Source organism: Pectobacterium brasiliense (assembly GCF_016950255.1).
Classification (GTDB): domain Bacteria; phylum Pseudomonadota; class Gammaproteobacteria; order Enterobacterales; family Enterobacteriaceae; genus Pectobacterium; species Pectobacterium brasiliense.
The window spans coordinates 679,281-696,710 of record NZ_JACGFN010000002.1 but is presented as its reverse complement, the minus strand read 5'-3'; the positions used below and the strand labels follow the sequence as shown (position 1 = coordinate 696,710).

The window sequence follows — 17,430 nt, the reverse complement described above, 5'->3', positions numbered from 1 at the left end:
GGCATGTTGCTTAAGCGTGAATAAATTATGGTGGGGAGACATTATGGCAACAACGTGGTTTGCCCAATAGCTACAATAGCTTCTGACTGTTAGCGCTCTTTTACCACAAGCGTGTGGCTAAGCGGGTGTACATAAGGTAATCTTCGCGCCCAGCGCGTAGGTGGAGAGAACAATGAGCGATTCATTCAATAGTAAAAGCGGCAAAGTCCGTGTGATGTACGTCCGTAGTGATGATGAGGGCGAGAAAGAGAATAAAAACAAGCGCCCAACTGACAAAGATCGCCGTGGCGATCGGCGTGATGGCGGTGGCTCTCGCGATCAACGCGAAAAGCCGAAGCATCCGCGCGACGTTAACCCGCGCTATGCCCGGGAAAATCCGTCCCGCGACGGCGATAGCAATGCGAAATCGCCGTGGGGCAATAAAGATCGTAACGAACGTAGTGGCGATCGTCCGCGTCGTCCACGCGGTGAAGAGACGGGAGGGTATGAATCCCCGTGGAAAACCGTGTCTCGTGCGCCAAGTGACAGTGAAACGCCGGACCATGGCGGGATCGCTGGCAAGAGCCATATCGATCCTGAGCAACTGCGTCGCCAGCGTCAGGAAGAAACACGTGTCTACGGTGAGAATGCCTGTCAGGCGCTGTTTAAAAACCGCTCTGAAGTGATCGTTCGTGCCTGGTTCCTGCAAGAAGTGACGCCGCGTTTCCGCGATGCACTGCGCTGGATGGCGGCAAACCGCAAGGCTTACCACGTTGTGGAAGAGGACGAGCTGATTAAGGCTTCCGGCACTGAGCACCACGGCGGTGTTTGTTTCCTGATTAAAAAGCGTCAGGGACTGGATGTGCGTGAGTACCTGAAAACGGCTGGCGAGCAAGACTGTGTACTGGCGCTGGAAGATGTGGGTAACCCGCACAACCTCGGCGGCATTATGCGTAGCTGCGCGCATTTCGGCGTGAAAGGTGTGCTGGTACAAGATGCGGCGCTGCTGGAATCCGGCGCGGCCGTGCGCACGGCAGAAGGCGGTGCGGAACACGTTAAAGCGATTAACGCTGACGATTTCCTGTCCGTGCTGACAGAGTTCCGTAACGCAGGCTACACCATCGTGACCACCTCCAGCCATAAAGGCACGGCATTGTCGCAAGCGACGCTTCCGGCGAAAACTGTGATCGTGCTGGGTCAGGAAGGTGATGGTCTGTCGGATAGCGCCTGGCAACAGGGGGACGTAAAAGTCTCTATCGGCGGCACCGGTAAAGTTGAAAGTCTGAATATTTCGGTCGCAACGGGCATTTTGCTGTCCGAGTGGTGGCGACAGAATCAGGCCTGATATCACGCATCGACGCTCAGGGAGAATTGGCTCCCTGAGTCGGTATCACCACGGATGAGAGGACGATTGATGAAGCAGAAAGTTATCGCGGTATCGTTGCTGTTGGGTACATTGCTGGTAAGCGGTTGCCATTCGCTGCCGCACTCGTCCGTTGCCGCTACGTCAGCCGCTGATGCGTGTCAGATTGGCGATAAGCAGGTGCAGACCACGCTTTATTTTGGTTTGAACCGTCCTGCTGGCCCAGTGATTTCAGAGGCCGAATGGAAAGCGTTTTTGGATGGTGACGTTACGCCACGCTTTAAAGAAGGGCTGACGGTGTTTGATGCCAAAGGACAATGGCTAGGGAACGATGGCGTGGTTGCCCGAGAGAACAGCAAGGCGCTGATGTTGATTCACGGTGCTGATAAAGAGCGTGATATTGAAGCGCTGCGTACCATCTACAAATCACGTTTCGCGCAGGAATCCGTCATGCGGATTGATGCTCCCGTCTGCGTCGCTTTCTGATTTTTTCATCAGCCCCTTTTCAGGGGCTGATTATTTTCAATATACAAATATTACAGCACCAGTCCCGCTACTGCCGCAGACAGTAAACTCACCAGCGTAGAACCATAAACCAGCTTCAGGCCAAAGCGTGATACCACGTTGCCCTGCGCTTCATTCAGTCCTTTGATTGCGCCCGCGATAATGCCGATTGACGCGAAGTTAGCGAAGGAAATCAGGAATACGGACAAAATGCCCAAGCCGCGTGTCGACATCTCTGCCGCGATCTTCTTCAGTTCGATCATGGCAACGAATTCATTCGCCACCAGCTTGGTCGCCATGATGCTGCCCGCGTTCAGAATATCGGAAGACGGAATGCCGATCAGCCAGGCTAACGGTGAAAAGACATAGCCCATAATCGCTTGGAAGCTAATGCCGAAGACGGTGCTGAACAGCGCATTCACGGCGGCAATCAAGGCCACGAAGCCGATCAGCATCGCCATGATAATCATCGCCACTTTAAACCCGGCAAGAATGTATTCCCCCAGCATTTCAAAGAAGCTTTGGTCTTCATGCAGCTTTTCCAGCTTCAGTTCTGGCTCGTCGTCAGGCTGATAAGGGTTGATGATTGACAGAATGATAAAGGTGCTGAACATATTCAGAATCAGCGCGGCGACGACATATTTGGCGTCCAGCATGGTCATGTAGGCGCTGATGATCGACATGGACACGGTCGACATTGCCGTCGCTGCCATCGTGTACATCCGCCGTGGCGACATGTCAGCGATGATGCCTTTATAGACGATAAAGTTCTCTGACTGCCCGAGCATCAGCGTACTCACGGCGTTAAACGACTCCAGTTTCCCCATCCCGTTGACCTTAGACAGCAGAGTACCGATGCCTTTGATAATCAGCGGCAAAATTCGCCAGTGCTGCAAAATACCGATCAGGGCGGAAATAAAGACGATAGGGCAGAGCACGTTGAGGAAGATAAAGGAAAGCCCTTGTGCGTTCATCCCGCCAAACACAAAGTCGGTTCCTTGATTGGCGAAAGATAATAGCTTTTCAAACAACCCGGCAAAGGAGCTAATCGCGTTAAGCCCGATACTGGAATGCAAAAGGAAATAGGCCAGCAAAATTTCAATCACCAGCAGTTGCACAATAAAGCGCAGTCGGATGCGTTTTCTGTCGTGACTGACGAGCAGTGCCAGCAAAAAAATGGCTGCCGTTGCCAAAATGAAATGTAAAACCTGTGACATAGAAGAACCACTTAATCCCCGAATAAAAGAGGCGCATTGTAATCGGAATGTGAAAATATGTTTATCCCGAATCTGTAAATCCTTATTCGCTACAGCGCTATAAGAAGGGGATATGTATTTGAGTCATCAGGGGACGGTTGAAGGGGAAAAGAGAATTCCCCTTCGGCCCGTTGCTGACAGAAGGGGAAAGAACGCTTACGGCGAGTTAGTGCGCGCCACCGCCTCCACCGCCAGTGGTAAAGGGCGGTTTAGCGAACCAGACCAGCACCAGCAGAACCAAAAATACGGCGGCTGCCGCCCAGAAGATTTCGTTGGCGGAGATAATCAGCCCCTGTGCGGTAATCTGCTCTGCGATGTAGGCCGAGGCCTGCGTTTGGCTCATTCCCATCGCCTGAAGCTGCTGGTACGTTTCCTGCGCGATCGGATTATACGGTGTGATAGATTCCGTCAGATGCGCATGGTGCAGCGATTCACGCTGTGTCCAGAGCGTGGTGGTAATCGATGTCCCGATCGATCCCGCCAGCGTTCGGGTAAAGTTCGACAAACTCGATGCTGCTGCCAAACGCTCCGGTGGCAGCCCAGACAGCGTGATGGTCGTCAGCGGCATGAAGAAGCAGGCGACGGCAAACCCCTGAACGAACTGCGGCCAGGCCGATGCGCCAAAATCCATGCCCGGCTCGAAGGTATACGCTCGCCAGTAGAAACAGACGGCGTACATGATAAAGCTGAACGTCACCAGTTTGCGCATATCCAGACGCGGAGCAAATCGACCGATAATCGGCGACAGCACTACTGGCATCAACCCAACGGGTGCGGATGCCAGCCCCGCCCAGGTGGCGGTATAGCCATACACCTCCTGCAATAGCTGCGGCAAGAGTACGATCGCCCCGAAGTAAAACATGTAGGCGAGGCTGATACACAGACAGCCAATGGTGAAGTTGCGCGACTTAAACAGCGACAAATCCACCACCGGGTGGTCGTCCGTTAGCTCCCAGACAATCAGGAACGCGATTGCAATCACCGCCACTACGGTTAGCGTGATGATCTCCGTCGAGTTAAACCAGTCCAGCTCTTTTCCGCGGTCGAGCATCATCTGTAGGCTGCCGATGCCGACAACCAGCAACGCCAGCCCGATGGTATCGATGGGTTTGATCTCGGTTTTGGTTTCTCGCCCGCGCAGCGTTTGCATAGCAATAAATACCACGGCGATGCCCAACGGAACGTTGATGAAGAATATCCAGCCCCAGTGATAGTTGTCGCTAATCCAGCCGCCCAGAATCGGGCCACAGATTGGCGCGACGACCACGGTCATGGACCACAGCGCCAAGGCGATACTGCGTTTGGCGGGGGGATAATTGCTGAGCAACAGACTCTGTGACAGCGGGATCAGCGGCCCGGCGACAATCCCCTGCAACACGCGGGAGAAAATCAGCATTTCCAGGCTGGTGGATATTCCGCACAGCCAGGATGTCAGGGCGAAGAGCGCCGTTGACCACAGAAAGAGGCGGACTTCCCCAAACCGTTTGGCCAGCCAGCCGGTAATAGGAATAGAGATGGCGTTGGCGACCCCGAACGAGGTGATGACCCACGTTCCCTGTGAGTTGGACGCACCCAGATTACCGGCGATGGTCGGAATAGCGACGTTGGCGATGGTGGAGTCCAGCACCTGCATAAACGTTGCCAGCGACAGAGCAACGGTCATCCAGGCCAGACTCGCGCCTTTAAGCGGTTCTCTCTGCACGTTTCTCTCCTGCCAGCTTAACCGGCGTTCGCCTGAATAATGGCGCTGATTTCCTGATTAACAGGCGTGAGATCTAACGTCAGCGCATCACTTTGGTAGGCCGGCGTGGTGCGTGAGGTTTCTGCTAACGCGCTGCCTTCGGTATTGGCAGTATCGACATTAACCAGCGCGGACAGACCGATACGCAACGGATGTTCGGCGACTTGCTTCGGATCGATCTCAATACGCACGGGCAGGCGCTGCACGACCTTGATCCAGTTGCCCGTCGCGTTCTGCGCAGGCAGCAGAGAGAACGCGCTACCGGTACCCATATCGAGACCGACCACTTTTCCCTGATACACGACGTCGTCACCGTAGATATCCGCGATCACGGTAGCCGGTTGGCCGATACGCATATTGGCTAACTGTGTCTCTTTGAAGTTCGCATCGACCCACAGGTGATTGGCAGGAACGACGGCCATCAGCGCTGATGTCGAAGAGATACGCGCCCCAATCTGCACGCTGCGGCGTGAGACATAGCCGTCAATCGGGCTGACGATCTTGGTACGCTGCAGCGCTAGCCAGGCATCGCGCATTTCTACGGAGGCTTGCTGTATGGCGGGTTGCTTCTCAAGCGGCGTATCCAGAATCATTGCCTGATTCGCCTGATATTGCTGTCTGGCGACTTCCAGTGCGGCTTTAGCGGTTGCGACGGCATCACGAGCATGCTGCACTTCTTCACGCCCGATAGCATTGGCGCTGCCGAGTGCTTCCCGGCGGCTCAAGTCACTTTGTGCCTTGTTCAGCTCGGTTTGGCGCAGTTCAATATTGGCCTGATACTGCTTACTGTTGATGATCAACTGGTGCGTCTGGCGGACGCTGTTGGCCAGCCCGGTTTTCGCGCGTTCAAACGCCTGCTGGGCATCGGTCGGATCTAACTCCACCAGCACCTGTCCCTGCTTAACAAAATCGGTATTGTCGACGTTAACATGGGTGACGCTGCCGCTGACCTGCGCCATGATCTGAATCTGATTGCCTGCGACGTAGGCATCGTCGGTGCTTTGGTGATGTCTGAGCACCAGGAACCAGTAAACCAGCCAGGCACAGCCTAGCACGACGAAAATAAACGTCAGAAGTGATAACACGCGTTTGCGCTGCTGTTTTTTGTTTTTCTGTGGCGTCTGTGGCACCTGATTTTCCACACTTTCACTCATGCTCTTCTCTCTCTTTTTATTTTCTTTGTATCGGCTATCGCACCAGACAGAGCAGTCTGGCGATAGTCGCAATGAATTCATTTTGCTGTGCGGCTCGGGAGGCTTAAGGCCGCCCGCCCGGAGCGTGAGATTGCCGTTTTGCTAAGCCGCATGTCGCGGTTGCGGAGAGGTCATGCCTATTTTTCGCAGCAAAACGCCCCCGCCCGATACATAAGCATCGGGTCATTCCGGGTGGAAAGGTGCTGACTATTGTTTTTGTTGTTGTTTTTTCTGTTATTCGTTGACTGACTCGTCCATCTCATCCAGCCGGACCAGCAGCTTTCTCATCAAGCTTTCGAGCTGCTTTTGCTCACCAGATTCAAGCACGGAGCAAAGCACATGGAGGCTATGATGCTGCGGTGGAATCAGTTGACCCAGAAATGCTTTGCCTTCTTCTGTCAGATGCAGATGCAGGCAGCGTCTGTCGCTACTGCTCTCACGTCGTTCAATCCAGCCTCTTTTCTCCAGATCGTCGGCAATGCGCGTCGCGTTAGTGCGTGACGATCCCAGCGCGGCACTGAGTTCAGAGGGCTGAATGCTATAAGACTCTTGAGATTCCAGCGTCAGCAATGCCATGAAAAGGGTTTCATTGATGCCCTGTTCTTTCAGCATTCTGTTTCTGTGTTCCAGGATTTTGCCCTGAACGTGCATGAATAAACGTAGCAGTAGCACTTCCTGACGCGGGAAGTCGGGCTTACGCGAAGCACGCAGGTCGAGCATTTGTTCTATAGGAGTGAATGAACTGTCCATTTTTTATATAAACCTCATTAATCACGGTATGCATAGTAACTAATGTTACTAAATGGGTAAACGGCATTCGGGTGGGAAATTGTGCTTATTTATGTGACAGAAAGTAAGCGGACAATCGCTTAAAATGAAGATTATTCACCACTTACCTTATTTAAATCAAAATGTTATATGATAATTCTCACGGCGGATTCAAAGCAGCTTAAAGGCAATGCCGTAGCAGAGCGCACCCAGTAACGTTGATAAGACGATACTGCGGATTTTATAAAAACAGGCGGTCAGCGTAATGAATCCTACCAGCGTTGGCAGCAGCTTTTCACGATGCGCGAGAATATCCGGCACGCTGGAAACAATCAGCAGCGCACAAATGGAGGCAATACCGATGCTATCAAGCAACAGTGCTTTTTTACCGCGTTGCAGCGAACCGGAAGCGCGTGAGGCGCTCAGCCGTAGCGGCAGATAGCGGAAGAGGTAGTTCACCAGCCCGACAATCAGCCCGATAAGAATGACTTCTGTACTCATGCGTTCACCTGTGGCGTGGCAGGATTAACCAGCGAAGCCAGACAGCCGCTGAGAATGCCGAACAGTATTGCGGCTGGGATGGAGGAAAGCAGCAGACCAAGCAGCGCGCCGCCGAGCGCGCAGGCGACGACCAGACTCTGCTTCCGCCGGAAGGACGCGAGTAAAAAGCTCAGGAAAAGTGCGGGCAGCATGAAAGACAGCGCTGCTTCGACGGCAGGGTAATCATTCAACGGGCCGTTACCGAACACGGCTCCGATCACCGTACCGAGCACCCATGAGAGCCAGGCGAGCAGCGACACGCCCATCATCCACTCTTCTGACCAGCGGCGGTTATCTTTCGCGAGTCGGGTGGCGGCTGCGGCAAAGACTTCGTCCGTCAGGCCGAACGCCCACAGCGCGGTTTTTCGGGTCGGCAGCCGCTGCGCAATACGATGCCGTAACGCGGGTCCATACAGCACATGGCGCACATCCATCGCCATGACGGTCAATGCCGCCACCCAGATGGACATGCCTGCGCTGAGCAGGGCGGTGATGACGAACTGGCTGGCCCCCGCGTAAATGATGCAAGAAAGGAAAATGCCTTCCAACGGGGTAAAACCTAGCTTGACGGCGTTCATGCCAAACGCGAATGCGACGGGCATGTAGCCGATAACAATCGGCAGGCTGTCAAATACGCCTTCGCTAAAAGACGCAGATTTTGTCGGTGCAGATGAGGTTAATGTCTTCACTAGCTTGGTATGTTTTGTTCTTAAAGGAAATTAATCGATAACACTAGCAAAGCGTCACCGGAATTTCACGTTATTGCGTAACAGGCGTGATGGTTTTTGATGCAATGATATCGGGCGTAATTTTCTCGCGAGAAACGGTCTCAAATAAGACAGTCTCACGCGAGCGTGTGGCAAATACGAAGGTCTGTGTTGCAAATATGAAGGTTTATAGTGCCGCCATCGCTTCCTGCGTTTCGTGATGATGGCTTCGCCACCACACCAGCAGATTCAACAGGCTGATGATGCCGCCCGCGGCACAGACCCCAAGCCAGCCCCACTGCTGGTAAGCCGAGGCGGAAAGAAGCGAACCCAACGCGCCGCCGATAAAATAGCTGGTCATGTAGCCTGATGTCAGGCGATTACGCGCTTCGGGCATCATACGGTAGATCACGCTCTGGTTGGTGACGTGTACGCCCTGAACCGCCAGATCCAGCACGATGATGCCAATGAGCAGCGCTTCCACGGAATGAATACCGAGCGCGATAAAGCCCCACGACAGCAAAAGCAGGATAATCCCTACGCTGGTGGTCGGCTTGGCTTTGCCCTGATCGACTAAACGCCCAGCGCGTGATGCCGCTAAGGCTCCGGCTGCACCAACCAAACCGAACAGGCCGATAACGCCTTCGGAATAACCGTATGGCGGTGAGGCCAGCAGGAAGGCCATTGACGTCCATAGAATGCTGAAGTTAGCAAAGGACAGACAGCCCAGGATGGCACGCGTGCGCAGCAGCGGGGTGGTGGAGAACAGGCGGAAGATTGAGACGAGCAGTTGCGGATAGTTCAGCGTGTTTTGCTGAGGAATGCGCGGCAATGCCCGCCACAGAATCAGCGCCATGATAACCATCAGCGTGCTGGCAACCCAGTACACGGTGCGCCAGTCACCGAGTGAAGCCAGTGCACCCGCGACGGTACGCGCCAGCAGAATCCCCAGCAGCAGGCCACTCATAATCGTGCCAACGACTTTACCGCGCGTTTCCGGCGTCGCCAGCGTGGCGGCGAGAGGCACCAGCAGCTGTGCAACAACAGATAACAGCCCAGTTAACGCTGTACCCGCAATCATGATCCAAAGCGTGGGCGCAGAGGCGGTGATCAGCATCCCGCCTGCGGCGAGTAACGTCATGCCGACAATCAGCGTCCGGCGTTCAAACATATCCCCTAGCGGCACCAAAAACAGCAGACCGACGGCATAACCCAACTGCGCAGCGGTGACAATAAACCCAGCCTGATTGACGGAAAGCGCAAAAACTCTGGCAATGGTCTCCAGCAGCGGCTGGGCATAATAGTTACTGGCGACGGCAAGACCGGTCGCGACAGACATAATCAGGGTCAAAGACAGGCTAAGCCCCGGTTGCGGCTGGGGTGATACAGATTGTTGCTGAAGAGACATAGTGTGAACGTTAATATGATGTTAAAAACTGAGGGTATAGTATCCGGCAGAGCCTAATGAGATACCAGAATATCTTTACGCTTCTTAAGTTTGTTTTGTTTTTAATGATATTGATTTAGCTTATCGCCAGCGTCATAACATCATCGACAGGGGACATTATGCTTAAGCATTATCAGGTAGTTAAGAAAAAAAGCGTTGCAGTGTTAATGGGATGTGCACTTCTGCCCGCAGCTGCACTGTGGTCGATGGGCGCGCAGGCGGTAACGGCCGTTTACGTTTCTGCTGCCACTGACGGCGCAATTGATGCCTACACACTCAATACGCAAAGCGGTGAATTAACCGCTACTGGGAAAGCCGCCGCAGGCGCGAAAGTGATGCCGATGGCCGTTAGCCCGGATAAATCCTTCCTTTATGCTGCGACGCGCGGCATTCCTTACTCGGCGGTTAGCTATAAAATCGACCCTAAAAGCGGTGCGCTGAGCCCATTAGGCAAAGCTGAACTGCCGGACAGCATGGCCTACATCTCGACGGACCGTACGGGAAAGTGGCTGTTCAGCGCCTCGTACGGCGGTAATAAAGTCGCGGTTAATGGCATTGATAAAGACGGTAAAGTGAACGCGAGTGCGGTCACGGTGGTGCCGACAGGCGAGAAGGCACACAGTATTATTGCCGATCGCAAAAATAAATTCGTTTTTGCCAGCAATCTGGGCAGCGACCAAATCGTACAGTTCCGGTTTGATGAGAAAACCGGCACGCTGACGCCAAATGAACCGGCAGAAATTAAGCTACCTAAAGGAAACGGGCCGCGCCATCTGGTGCTATCGCCAGATAATAAAACGCTCTACGTGAGCAATGAACTGTCCGGCAAAGTCGCGCGTCTGGCGTTGAATGAAAATACAGGGCAGCTCACGCTGTTGGATTACACGGACACCGTACCAGCCGATGCGGGGATGCGAGCGGGAACCGTTACGCCGGATAAAAATAGCACAGACAGCCGCCCACAGATATGGAGCGCAGATTTACGTCTGACGCCAAATGGAAAATTCCTGTACGTATCGGAACGCACCAAAAGCACGATTGCGCTGCTGCGGGTAGAACCGAAAACTGGACAGCTGCAATACATTACGCGCTACCCGACGGAAACGCAGCCGCGCGGTATTCAGATCGATCCAAGCGGGAAATTCCTGATCGCCAGCGGCGAAAAATCGACATCGCTGTCGGTGTATCGCATCAATCAGGATAACGGAGATTTAGTGCGAGTCGGGCAATATCCGACTGGAAAAGGCGCGAACTGGGTCGAAATCGTTAACCTGCCGTAATTATCGCCCATCAATAAAAAACGCCCCTTTCTGTGAAAGGGGCGCTCGTCTACCGGTGATTATTTCGCGGCGTCAGCAGCGGTTTTCACCCAGCCGTCAAACAGCTGCTGGTGGGCTTTGATCCAGCCATCAACATGACGTTCGATATCTTTCTGTGAACCCTGGCCTTCGTGCATACGCAGGTTCTGCGCATTTACGTCAGCAATCGGCAGCTTCATGATAGCGAACAGTTTCGCCGCAGCTGGGTTTTTCTCGGCCCACGCTTTATTCGCGGCAATCTTCATTGTGTTGACAGGGAAGCCATAGTCAGCCCCGTTAGGCAGTTTGGTGCTGACATCCTTCATTTCTCCCGGTTGGGAAGAGAAAGGCACCTGCAACCAGACTACGTCACGTCCCGGCACCAGCACATCACTGACCCAGTACGGCGTCCACGTGTAGTACAGAATCGGTTTACCTTCTTTATAACGGGTGATGGTATCGGCAATCATCGCCGCATAGTTACCCTGATTATGTTCTACCGTGTTGGTTAAGCCATAGGCAGGCAGGTGATGATTAATCGCCGCTTCACATCCCCAGCCCGGCGTACAGCCCGTCAGATCGGCTTTGCCGTCACCGTTGGTATCAAACAGCTTGGCGATTTTCGGATCTTTTAGCTGCGCAATATTGGTGATTTTATATTTCTCAGCCGTTTTCTTATCGATCAAATAACCTTGTGCAGCACCGGAGACATATTCACCCTGACGGTAGAATTTCGCATCCCCGCCCGCGGCTTTGTACTGATCGGCGTGCAGCGGATCCCAGTTCACGGCAATAAACGTCGCATCGCCGGAGGCAATTGAGGTGTAGGCCACGTTGTAGTCCACTTCACGTGGAGGCTGCACGTCATAGCCCAGCTTTTCCAACGCGCGGCTGACCAGCAGCGTCTGGAACGTTTCTTCGGAGATGGTGCTTTGCACCGGAATAACGGAGATACCTTTACCAGGTTGCGCGGTGTCTGCGGCGTAAACCTGCGTACTCAACAGGGCGGTAGTCAGGGCGGTGGCCCAAAGTGTGGTGTTACGCATCATGATTCCCTCTGTTTTTATCGTGCGTTATTGCTTGATGAAAGGACGGGTCAGCAGGCCAATCGGGCCGCTGGTGTACCAGCTTTTGTTGCCCTTGCTGCGGCGATCGCGTCCCAGAGACTGCGTCAGGCGGTCAAGAATAATCGCCAGAATAACGATCCCAACGCCACCGACGGCAGCCAGACCCATATCCAGACGACCGATACCGCGCAGTACCATCTGGCCCAAACCGCCTACGGCGATCATCGAGGCGATAACCACCATCGACAGCGCCAGCATCAGCGTCTGGTTAACACCCGCCATGATGGTCGGCATAGCCAGTGGAAGCTGAACCTTAAACAGCATCTGGCGCGGACTCGCGCCGAATGACTCGGCAGCTTCGATCAAATCGGCTGGCACCTGACGAATACCCAGAATCGTTAAGCGAATAATTGGCGGCAGGGCAAAGATTATCGTCACCACGACGCCCGGCACGTTACCGATACCGAACAGCATGACGATAGGCACCAGATAGACGAACGCGGGCGTCGTCTGCATGGCATCTAACAGTGGCCGGATAAACTTCGCCGCCCGTTCGCTACGCGCCAGCCAAATCCCCATGGGGAGTCCGATGAGCACGCAGAAGAACAGCGCGGTCAGCACCAGCGCTAGCGTGATCATGGCCTGAGACCAGGCACCAATCGCACCAATGGCGATCAGAGACAGCAGGGTGGCGACACCCATGCCGAAGCTGGACATCTGCCAGGCAAGCAGCGAGAACACCAGAATGGCAATCGGCGCTGGCATACCCAGCAGCAACTGCTGGAAACCGCTCAGAATGAAGTCGACCGGGACGCGAACGCCCTGAAAGACCGGTCTGAAGTGCAGCACAACCCAATCGATCCCATGAGTGACCCAACTGTCCAGTGGAATCAGCGTGTCCTTAAACGGATCGAGCAGGTTGAAATGCTCGGGCGTTGCAGGGGCGGCGTTATTCAGCCAGTCACTGCCGGATTGCGCCGCCTGATGGGCGGCATCGGCGGAACCATCGGGAGCCGGTGCGGTGCTCCAGGCATCGCTGCCGTTAGCCGGTGCATCCTGAGCGGGTGCGCCAGTGGACCAGGGATCACTTTGCGTTGCGTTGTGTTGGGCTGGAGCCGAATCGGCAGGCGCGTTCTGCGTGCTGGTCGACCACGGATCGTTTTGCTGGGCGCCATTAGCCTGTTCAGGGGCTGCATTTTGATCGGCTGGCTGATGTTGTGCCGTGGTGTTATCCCACGGATTTGATGTTGATTTACTCATTGGTCACTCCTTCCTTATCCAGTGCCTGTAGCAACATTCCTTTGGAAATGATGCCAATGTACTCATGGTTTTCGCCGACGACAGGAACGGCACAGGGAGCCTGTGCGACCTGAGAAATCAGCTCGTTGAGTGACATATCTGCGGGCACGGGAGCAGGTTCAGGCAGTAACGCCTGTTCCAGCGGCTGCTGTTCTTTCAGCGCCTGCTTCAGTGAATCAATCGAGACGACGCCAATGAAGCGTTTTCCGCCTTCGAGTACGTAGCCGTAATCACGGTCTTCATCCTGAAGGATTTTCAGCGCGGAACGTGGGCCCACGCCGGGCGTTTTACGGATTAAGGTGACCGGGCGACGGCGAGCGATATCTTTGGCGCTAAATACGTGGCTGATATCGACGCCGCGGAAAAAGGTGCGCACATAGTCATTGGCTGGGTTATTCAGGATTTCATCGGGTGTACCGACCTGAATAACTTCACCGCCGTGCATAATGGCAATGCGGTCGCCGATGCGCATCGCTTCATCCAGATCGTGCGAGATAAAGACGATAGTGCGTTTATGACGAGACTGGAGTTTGACTAACTCATCCTGCATTTCAGTACGGATAAGCGGGTCGAGTGCGGAGAAAGCCTCATCCATCAGCAGGATATCGGGGTCATTTGCTAACGCACGTGCCAGACCGACACGCTGCCGCATCCCGCCGGACAGCTCATCCGGGTAAGACGCGGCGTAGGCTTCAAGACCAACCTGCTGCAAGGCATCCAGCGCTTTTTGCTCACGTTCCGCTTTCGGCACGCCAGCCAGTTCCATACCAAACGCGGTATTGTTGAGGATGTTCAGATGCGGCATCAGCGCAAAGGATTGGAACACCATACTGATCTTCTTGCGACGTACGTCCCGCAATGCGGTATCGGATATCCTGGAGATATCCTCACCGTCGATCAGCACCTGACCCCGAGTGGGTTCGATCAGACGATTGAGAAGGCGTACCATGGTTGATTTGCCGGAACCGGATAATCCCATGATGACAAATATCTCGCCTTCTTCAATGGCCAGACTGGCATCTTTCACTCCGACAGTAAGCCCTGTTTTTTCAAATACCTGATCTTTGCTCAGGCCTTTATCAATCAGTTTAAATGCTCTGTCAGGATGCTCGCCAAATATCTTATAAAGATTCTTTACTTCAAGTTTAATTGCCATGAAATTATTGTTTTCCTATGTCGTTTATAATTCTATAACGTAGCCCTGATAATGATTAAACATAATCTACCCTACCATAATCAGATTCTGAGACAACCCTTGATTACCTCAGAGGTGTTTCTCGTAAGGCTAATATTCGCGATAGCAGTAACGCTATTATTACTGTCTTATCTTCATGATTTACGTGATCTTTATGATTTTTGATTGGAAGGGTAATTCTTTTTATAACAGTGTGTTACCTGTTGATTTTTACACGTTGGATTCGGAGGGGATATAACCTTTTCTGATGGTGGATAAACCGCGATTTATAGTGAATTTCACTAATCGAATAATATGATAAATAAATCACATTTTTCGGGTTATAGACACTCAAATAGGCCGACGTAGGTACATTTTTTACTTATGATATCTGTCGGTATTTTATACAGTATAGCAAAGATATTGCGGGTAAAATGATTGCGTTAATTCCCACCAATAAATGAGAGTGTTCTGAATAATATATCTGTCATATTTAGGGGGAATAAAAACAGGGTGGCAGAGCTGATTTGATAGGATACTTTGTGAACCATCGTGTGTTTCTCTTTTGCCGATCGCGATCATATTATCCATGATAAAACTATGGTTATAGTGGCTAGATATCACCCACAGCGATTATCGAAAGGGGCCATCGTGTTAGATCACCTGAGCATTCCGGTGAGGGATATTACCCGTAGCCGACAATTCTATGAAATGGCGCTCAAGCCGTTGGGTTATCGCCTGATTAAGGACATGTCATTTGCCGTCAGCTTTGCAGTGATGGAAGGGTATGGGCAGTCAAGCGATCCCGGCGGCGAGTTCTGGATTTACCAGTCGAAGGGCGAACCGTGTCCGGCGGTGCATTTTGCGTTCAGCGCCGCCTCGCGAGAGCATGTTGAGGCTTTCTTTGCCGCCGCTACTGCGGCAGGAGGCATAGATAACGGGCCGCCGGGGCTGCGCCCACATTATCATCAGGATTATTACGCCGCATTCGTGCACGACCCCGATGGCTACAATATTGAAGCGGTGTATCACCGCCAGCCTTGAGGATGTGAGTTCGGTAGACGTGGCAGAGGGGAAAAATCCTCCCCTCTTACTATTCGCTCATCAGGCTGACGTGGGCGGCGACAACGCGCCAGCCTTCGGGCATTTTTACCCAGGTTTGCATTTGGCGACCGATCTTCGTACTGCCCACGCGGGTAAACTCCGTGCTGGCGACGGCCATATCATGACCATAAGTGGTGATGACCGTATTACGCAGGGCTCTGTCCAGACCGGCAGAGGGGCGAGCGAGGCGAAAGGCGCGGATTTCCTCGATCCCGTACAGATTTTCTCCGGCACCGTAGCGCACCGTTTTTTCATCGTGCCAGAACAGTTCATCCAATACCGCAACGTCATTACCCGTTAAGGCTTTCTCATAGCGATAGAACGCGGCAGTCACGTCGGCCAGCACATCCGGTTGGTTAATATCCTCAGGCAACATATTTTCTTTCCTCTACTTTGTAGGTTATGCCCTGCTGCTCCAGCGCCCACGCCGTCCGCAGACAAAGATCCTCGCGCCACGGTGCGGCAATAATCTGCACGCCTATCGGCAGGCCGCTGTTGGTTGCTACCGGCACTGTCACGACGGGCAGCCCAACGAAAGAGATCGGCTGTGTCAGCATGCCCATGCTGGCGCGGACGGGCAGATCGGTATCATTAATGCGCATGGTTTCCTGCCCAATGAGCGTGGCGGAACAGGGCGTTGCTGGGGCGATCAGCAGGTCGGTGTGCTCAAACAGCGCCAGCGTCTGTTGACGGAAATAATGACGGAAGCGCTGAGCCTGCACATACCAGGCCGCGGGGATCATAGCGCCTGCCAGCAGCCGCTCACGCGAAAGGGGCTCGAAACGCTCGGGCTGCGAGCGTAAGTCTGGCAGATACTGATTGCCCCCTTCGCTAGCCGACAGAATAAAGGCGGCGCTACGTGCCAGTGCGGCATCGGTTAGCGTCAGGCTGTCCTGCGCGCCCAGCGCCTGTGCGATCTGACGAACGGCGGCGTTGGCCTCCTCGCTGGCCCACGTTGAGAAATAACCGTCAAGCACCGCGTAGCGTAATCCGCCACTGCCCGCTTCCAACTGTGCGGCGGAATGCTGCGTTTCCCGCTTGGCCTGAAAGCGATCGTGTTCATCGCGACCTTGTAAGGCATCGAACACCAAGGCCAGATCGTCTGCGCTACGCGCCAGCGGACCGATATGGTCGAGGCTGGCGACAAACGGGTGGCTGCCGTGACGTGATAAACGACCAAACGTTGGCTTTAGCCCGAAAATGCCGCAGAGCGACGACGGTACACGGATCGAGCCATTGGTGTCGCTGCCCAGTGTGAAGTTAACCAAACCGGCTGCGACGGCCGCAGCCGATCCGCCAGACGACCCACCCGCAATGCGCTGTGTATCAAGCGGGTTACGCGTGGGGCCGTAATGGCTGTTTTCGGTGGTAAAGCCGTAGGCATAGGCATCCATATTCAACATGCCGGACAGCAGCGCGCCCTGACTGGCAAGCTGTCGGATGGCAAAGGCATCCTGTGCGGCGGGCGGTCGCTGGCTGAAAAGCTCGGCACCTGCCAACGTGGTTTCGCCGCTGACATCAAACAGGTTTTTGACGGCGTAAGGCACGCCGGCCAGCGCGGGTAACGTTTCCCCGCGTTGACGGCAGGCGTCGATGCGTTCTGCCTCTGCCAGCATGCGTTCGCTGGTGACATGGGTGTAGGCATTAATCGTGGGGTTGGCCTGCTCAATGGTGCCCAGCGCCTGCTGTGCAAGCTCTTTGGCGGAGAACGTGCCGGCCTGCAAGCCTTGCTGAATCTGTCGGATGGATAACGATGAGGGGGCGCTTCTGGCGTGTGAACTCATAGCGTATAAACTCCGGCAATTTCCTGATGCTCATCAAGAGGAAAATCCATCAGCGGCTGCGCCATGGCGTGAATGCGGTTGAACTGCACTAACAGCTCCTGACGCCGTTCCTGACTGAGTTGCAGCGCGTGCAGCGTTTCCATGTGCTGAAGATAAGCGGCTAACGTGTCGTTATCGATGGATGTTGTTGTCATGCGGTGTTCTCC

The 17,430-nt window shown here is 54.0% G+C and carries 17 protein-coding genes; 4 read left to right on the top strand and 13 right to left on the bottom strand.

Translation table 11 applies throughout. From position 1 onward, the window contains the following. The first annotated feature begins 172 nt into the window (after positions 1 to 172). Together H4F65_RS17715 and H4F65_RS17710 are read left to right on the top strand one after the other, a co-directional pair. Positions 173 to 1,324 (top strand): tRNA/rRNA methyltransferase, encoded by a 1,152-nt coding sequence (locus H4F65_RS17715; RefSeq protein ID WP_010282671.1) that lies wholly within the window; start codon positions 173 to 175, stop codon positions 1,322 to 1,324. Positions 1,325 to 1,393: 69 nt separating this feature from the next. Next, a complete protein-coding gene (locus H4F65_RS17710; protein ID WP_010282668.1) occupies positions 1,394 to 1,828 on the top strand; it encodes a DUF3574 domain-containing protein in 435 nt (144 codons plus the stop codon). A 50-nt stretch (positions 1,829 to 1,878) separates the two neighbouring features. On the opposite strand, the gene H4F65_RS17705 is transcribed toward H4F65_RS17710, so the two are convergent. The 7 genes from H4F65_RS17705 to H4F65_RS17675 all read right to left on the bottom strand — a co-directional run bounded on the left by H4F65_RS17705 (position 1,879) and on the right by H4F65_RS17675 (position 9,459). Next, on the bottom strand, positions 1,879 to 3,063 hold the full coding sequence (locus H4F65_RS17705; RefSeq protein ID WP_010282666.1) for a NupC/NupG family nucleoside CNT transporter: 1,185 nt from the start codon (positions 3,061 to 3,063) through the stop codon (positions 1,879 to 1,881). A gap of 205 nt (positions 3,064 to 3,268) precedes the next feature. Continuing rightward, a complete protein-coding gene (gene emrB, locus H4F65_RS17700; protein WP_010282664.1) occupies positions 3,269 to 4,804 on the bottom strand; it encodes a multidrug efflux MFS transporter permease subunit EmrB in 1,536 nt (511 codons plus the stop codon). 17 nt (positions 4,805 to 4,821) lie between these two features. Then, positions 4,822 to 5,997, bottom strand: coding sequence for a multidrug efflux MFS transporter periplasmic adaptor subunit EmrA (gene emrA, locus H4F65_RS17695; RefSeq protein WP_010282662.1), 1,176 nt, complete (start codon positions 5,995 to 5,997; stop codon positions 4,822 to 4,824). Between the two features lie 273 nt (positions 5,998 to 6,270). Continuing rightward, positions 6,271 to 6,786, bottom strand: coding sequence for a transcriptional repressor MprA (gene mprA, locus H4F65_RS17690; protein WP_039318163.1), 516 nt, complete (start codon positions 6,784 to 6,786; stop codon positions 6,271 to 6,273). Between the two features lie 189 nt (positions 6,787 to 6,975). Further along, entirely contained in the window at positions 6,976 to 7,305 is a 330-nt protein-coding gene (gene ygaH / locus H4F65_RS17685) for an L-valine transporter subunit YgaH (protein WP_010282658.1), read from the bottom strand. Beyond that, positions 7,302 to 8,033 (bottom strand): AzlC family ABC transporter permease, encoded by a 732-nt coding sequence (locus H4F65_RS17680; RefSeq protein ID WP_010282655.1) that lies wholly within the window; start codon positions 8,031 to 8,033, stop codon positions 7,302 to 7,304. The genes ygaH and H4F65_RS17680 overlap by 4 nt, the downstream gene beginning before the upstream one ends. Positions 8,034 to 8,238: 205 nt before the next feature. Next, entirely contained in the window at positions 8,239 to 9,459 is a 1,221-nt protein-coding gene (locus H4F65_RS17675) for an MFS transporter (RefSeq protein WP_010282651.1), read from the bottom strand. A 158-nt stretch (positions 9,460 to 9,617) separates the two neighbouring features. Here H4F65_RS17675 and H4F65_RS17670 point away from each other — a divergent pair, with 158 nt between their 5' ends. After that, positions 9,618 to 10,778: a lactonase family protein gene (locus H4F65_RS17670; protein WP_010282648.1), complete on the top strand. Its 1,161-nt coding sequence runs from the start codon at positions 9,618 to 9,620 to the stop codon at positions 10,776 to 10,778. Between the two features lie 59 nt (positions 10,779 to 10,837). Here H4F65_RS17670 and proX read toward each other — a convergent pair whose 3' ends face one another. Genes proX through proV form a run of 3 tightly spaced genes read right to left on the bottom strand, consistent with a single transcriptional unit; the run spans position 10,838 to position 14,318 of the window. Then, the gene (gene proX / locus H4F65_RS17665; RefSeq protein WP_010282645.1) at positions 10,838 to 11,842 is read right to left on the bottom strand and encodes a glycine betaine/L-proline ABC transporter substrate-binding protein ProX; all 1,005 of its coding nucleotides are present in this window, start codon (positions 11,840 to 11,842) and stop codon (positions 10,838 to 10,840) included. A gap of 27 nt (positions 11,843 to 11,869) precedes the next feature. Beyond that, entirely contained in the window at positions 11,870 to 13,123 is a 1,254-nt protein-coding gene (proW, locus tag H4F65_RS17660; protein ID WP_010282642.1) for a glycine betaine/L-proline ABC transporter permease ProW, read from the bottom strand. Further along, the gene (gene proV / locus H4F65_RS17655; RefSeq protein WP_010282640.1) at positions 13,116 to 14,318 is read right to left on the bottom strand and encodes a glycine betaine/L-proline ABC transporter ATP-binding protein ProV; all 1,203 of its coding nucleotides are present in this window, start codon (positions 14,316 to 14,318) and stop codon (positions 13,116 to 13,118) included. The genes proW and proV overlap by 8 nt, the downstream gene beginning before the upstream one ends. A 669-nt stretch (positions 14,319 to 14,987) precedes the next feature. Between proV and H4F65_RS17650 the strand changes: the two genes are divergently transcribed. Continuing rightward, positions 14,988 to 15,380, top strand: coding sequence for a VOC family protein (locus H4F65_RS17650; RefSeq protein WP_010282638.1), 393 nt, complete (start codon positions 14,988 to 14,990; stop codon positions 15,378 to 15,380). Positions 15,381 to 15,429: 49 nt separating this feature from the next. On the opposite strand, the gene hpxZ is transcribed toward H4F65_RS17650, so the two are convergent. From hpxZ to hpxX, 3 genes are read right to left on the bottom strand one after another with little or no spacing between them, the layout of a single operon-like run. Beyond that, entirely contained in the window at positions 15,430 to 15,816 is a 387-nt protein-coding gene (hpxZ, locus tag H4F65_RS17645; protein ID WP_010282635.1) for an oxalurate catabolism protein HpxZ, read from the bottom strand. After that, positions 15,806 to 17,224: an AtzE family amidohydrolase gene (locus H4F65_RS17640; protein ID WP_010282633.1), complete on the bottom strand. Its 1,419-nt coding sequence runs from the start codon at positions 17,222 to 17,224 to the stop codon at positions 15,806 to 15,808. Before H4F65_RS17640 ends, hpxZ begins: the two co-directional genes overlap by 11 nt. After that, positions 17,221 to 17,418 (bottom strand): oxalurate catabolism protein HpxX, encoded by a 198-nt coding sequence (hpxX, locus tag H4F65_RS17635; RefSeq protein ID WP_010282631.1) that lies wholly within the window; start codon positions 17,416 to 17,418, stop codon positions 17,221 to 17,223. The genes H4F65_RS17640 and hpxX overlap by 4 nt, the downstream gene beginning before the upstream one ends. Between the last annotated feature and the right edge of the window lie 12 nt (positions 17,419 to 17,430).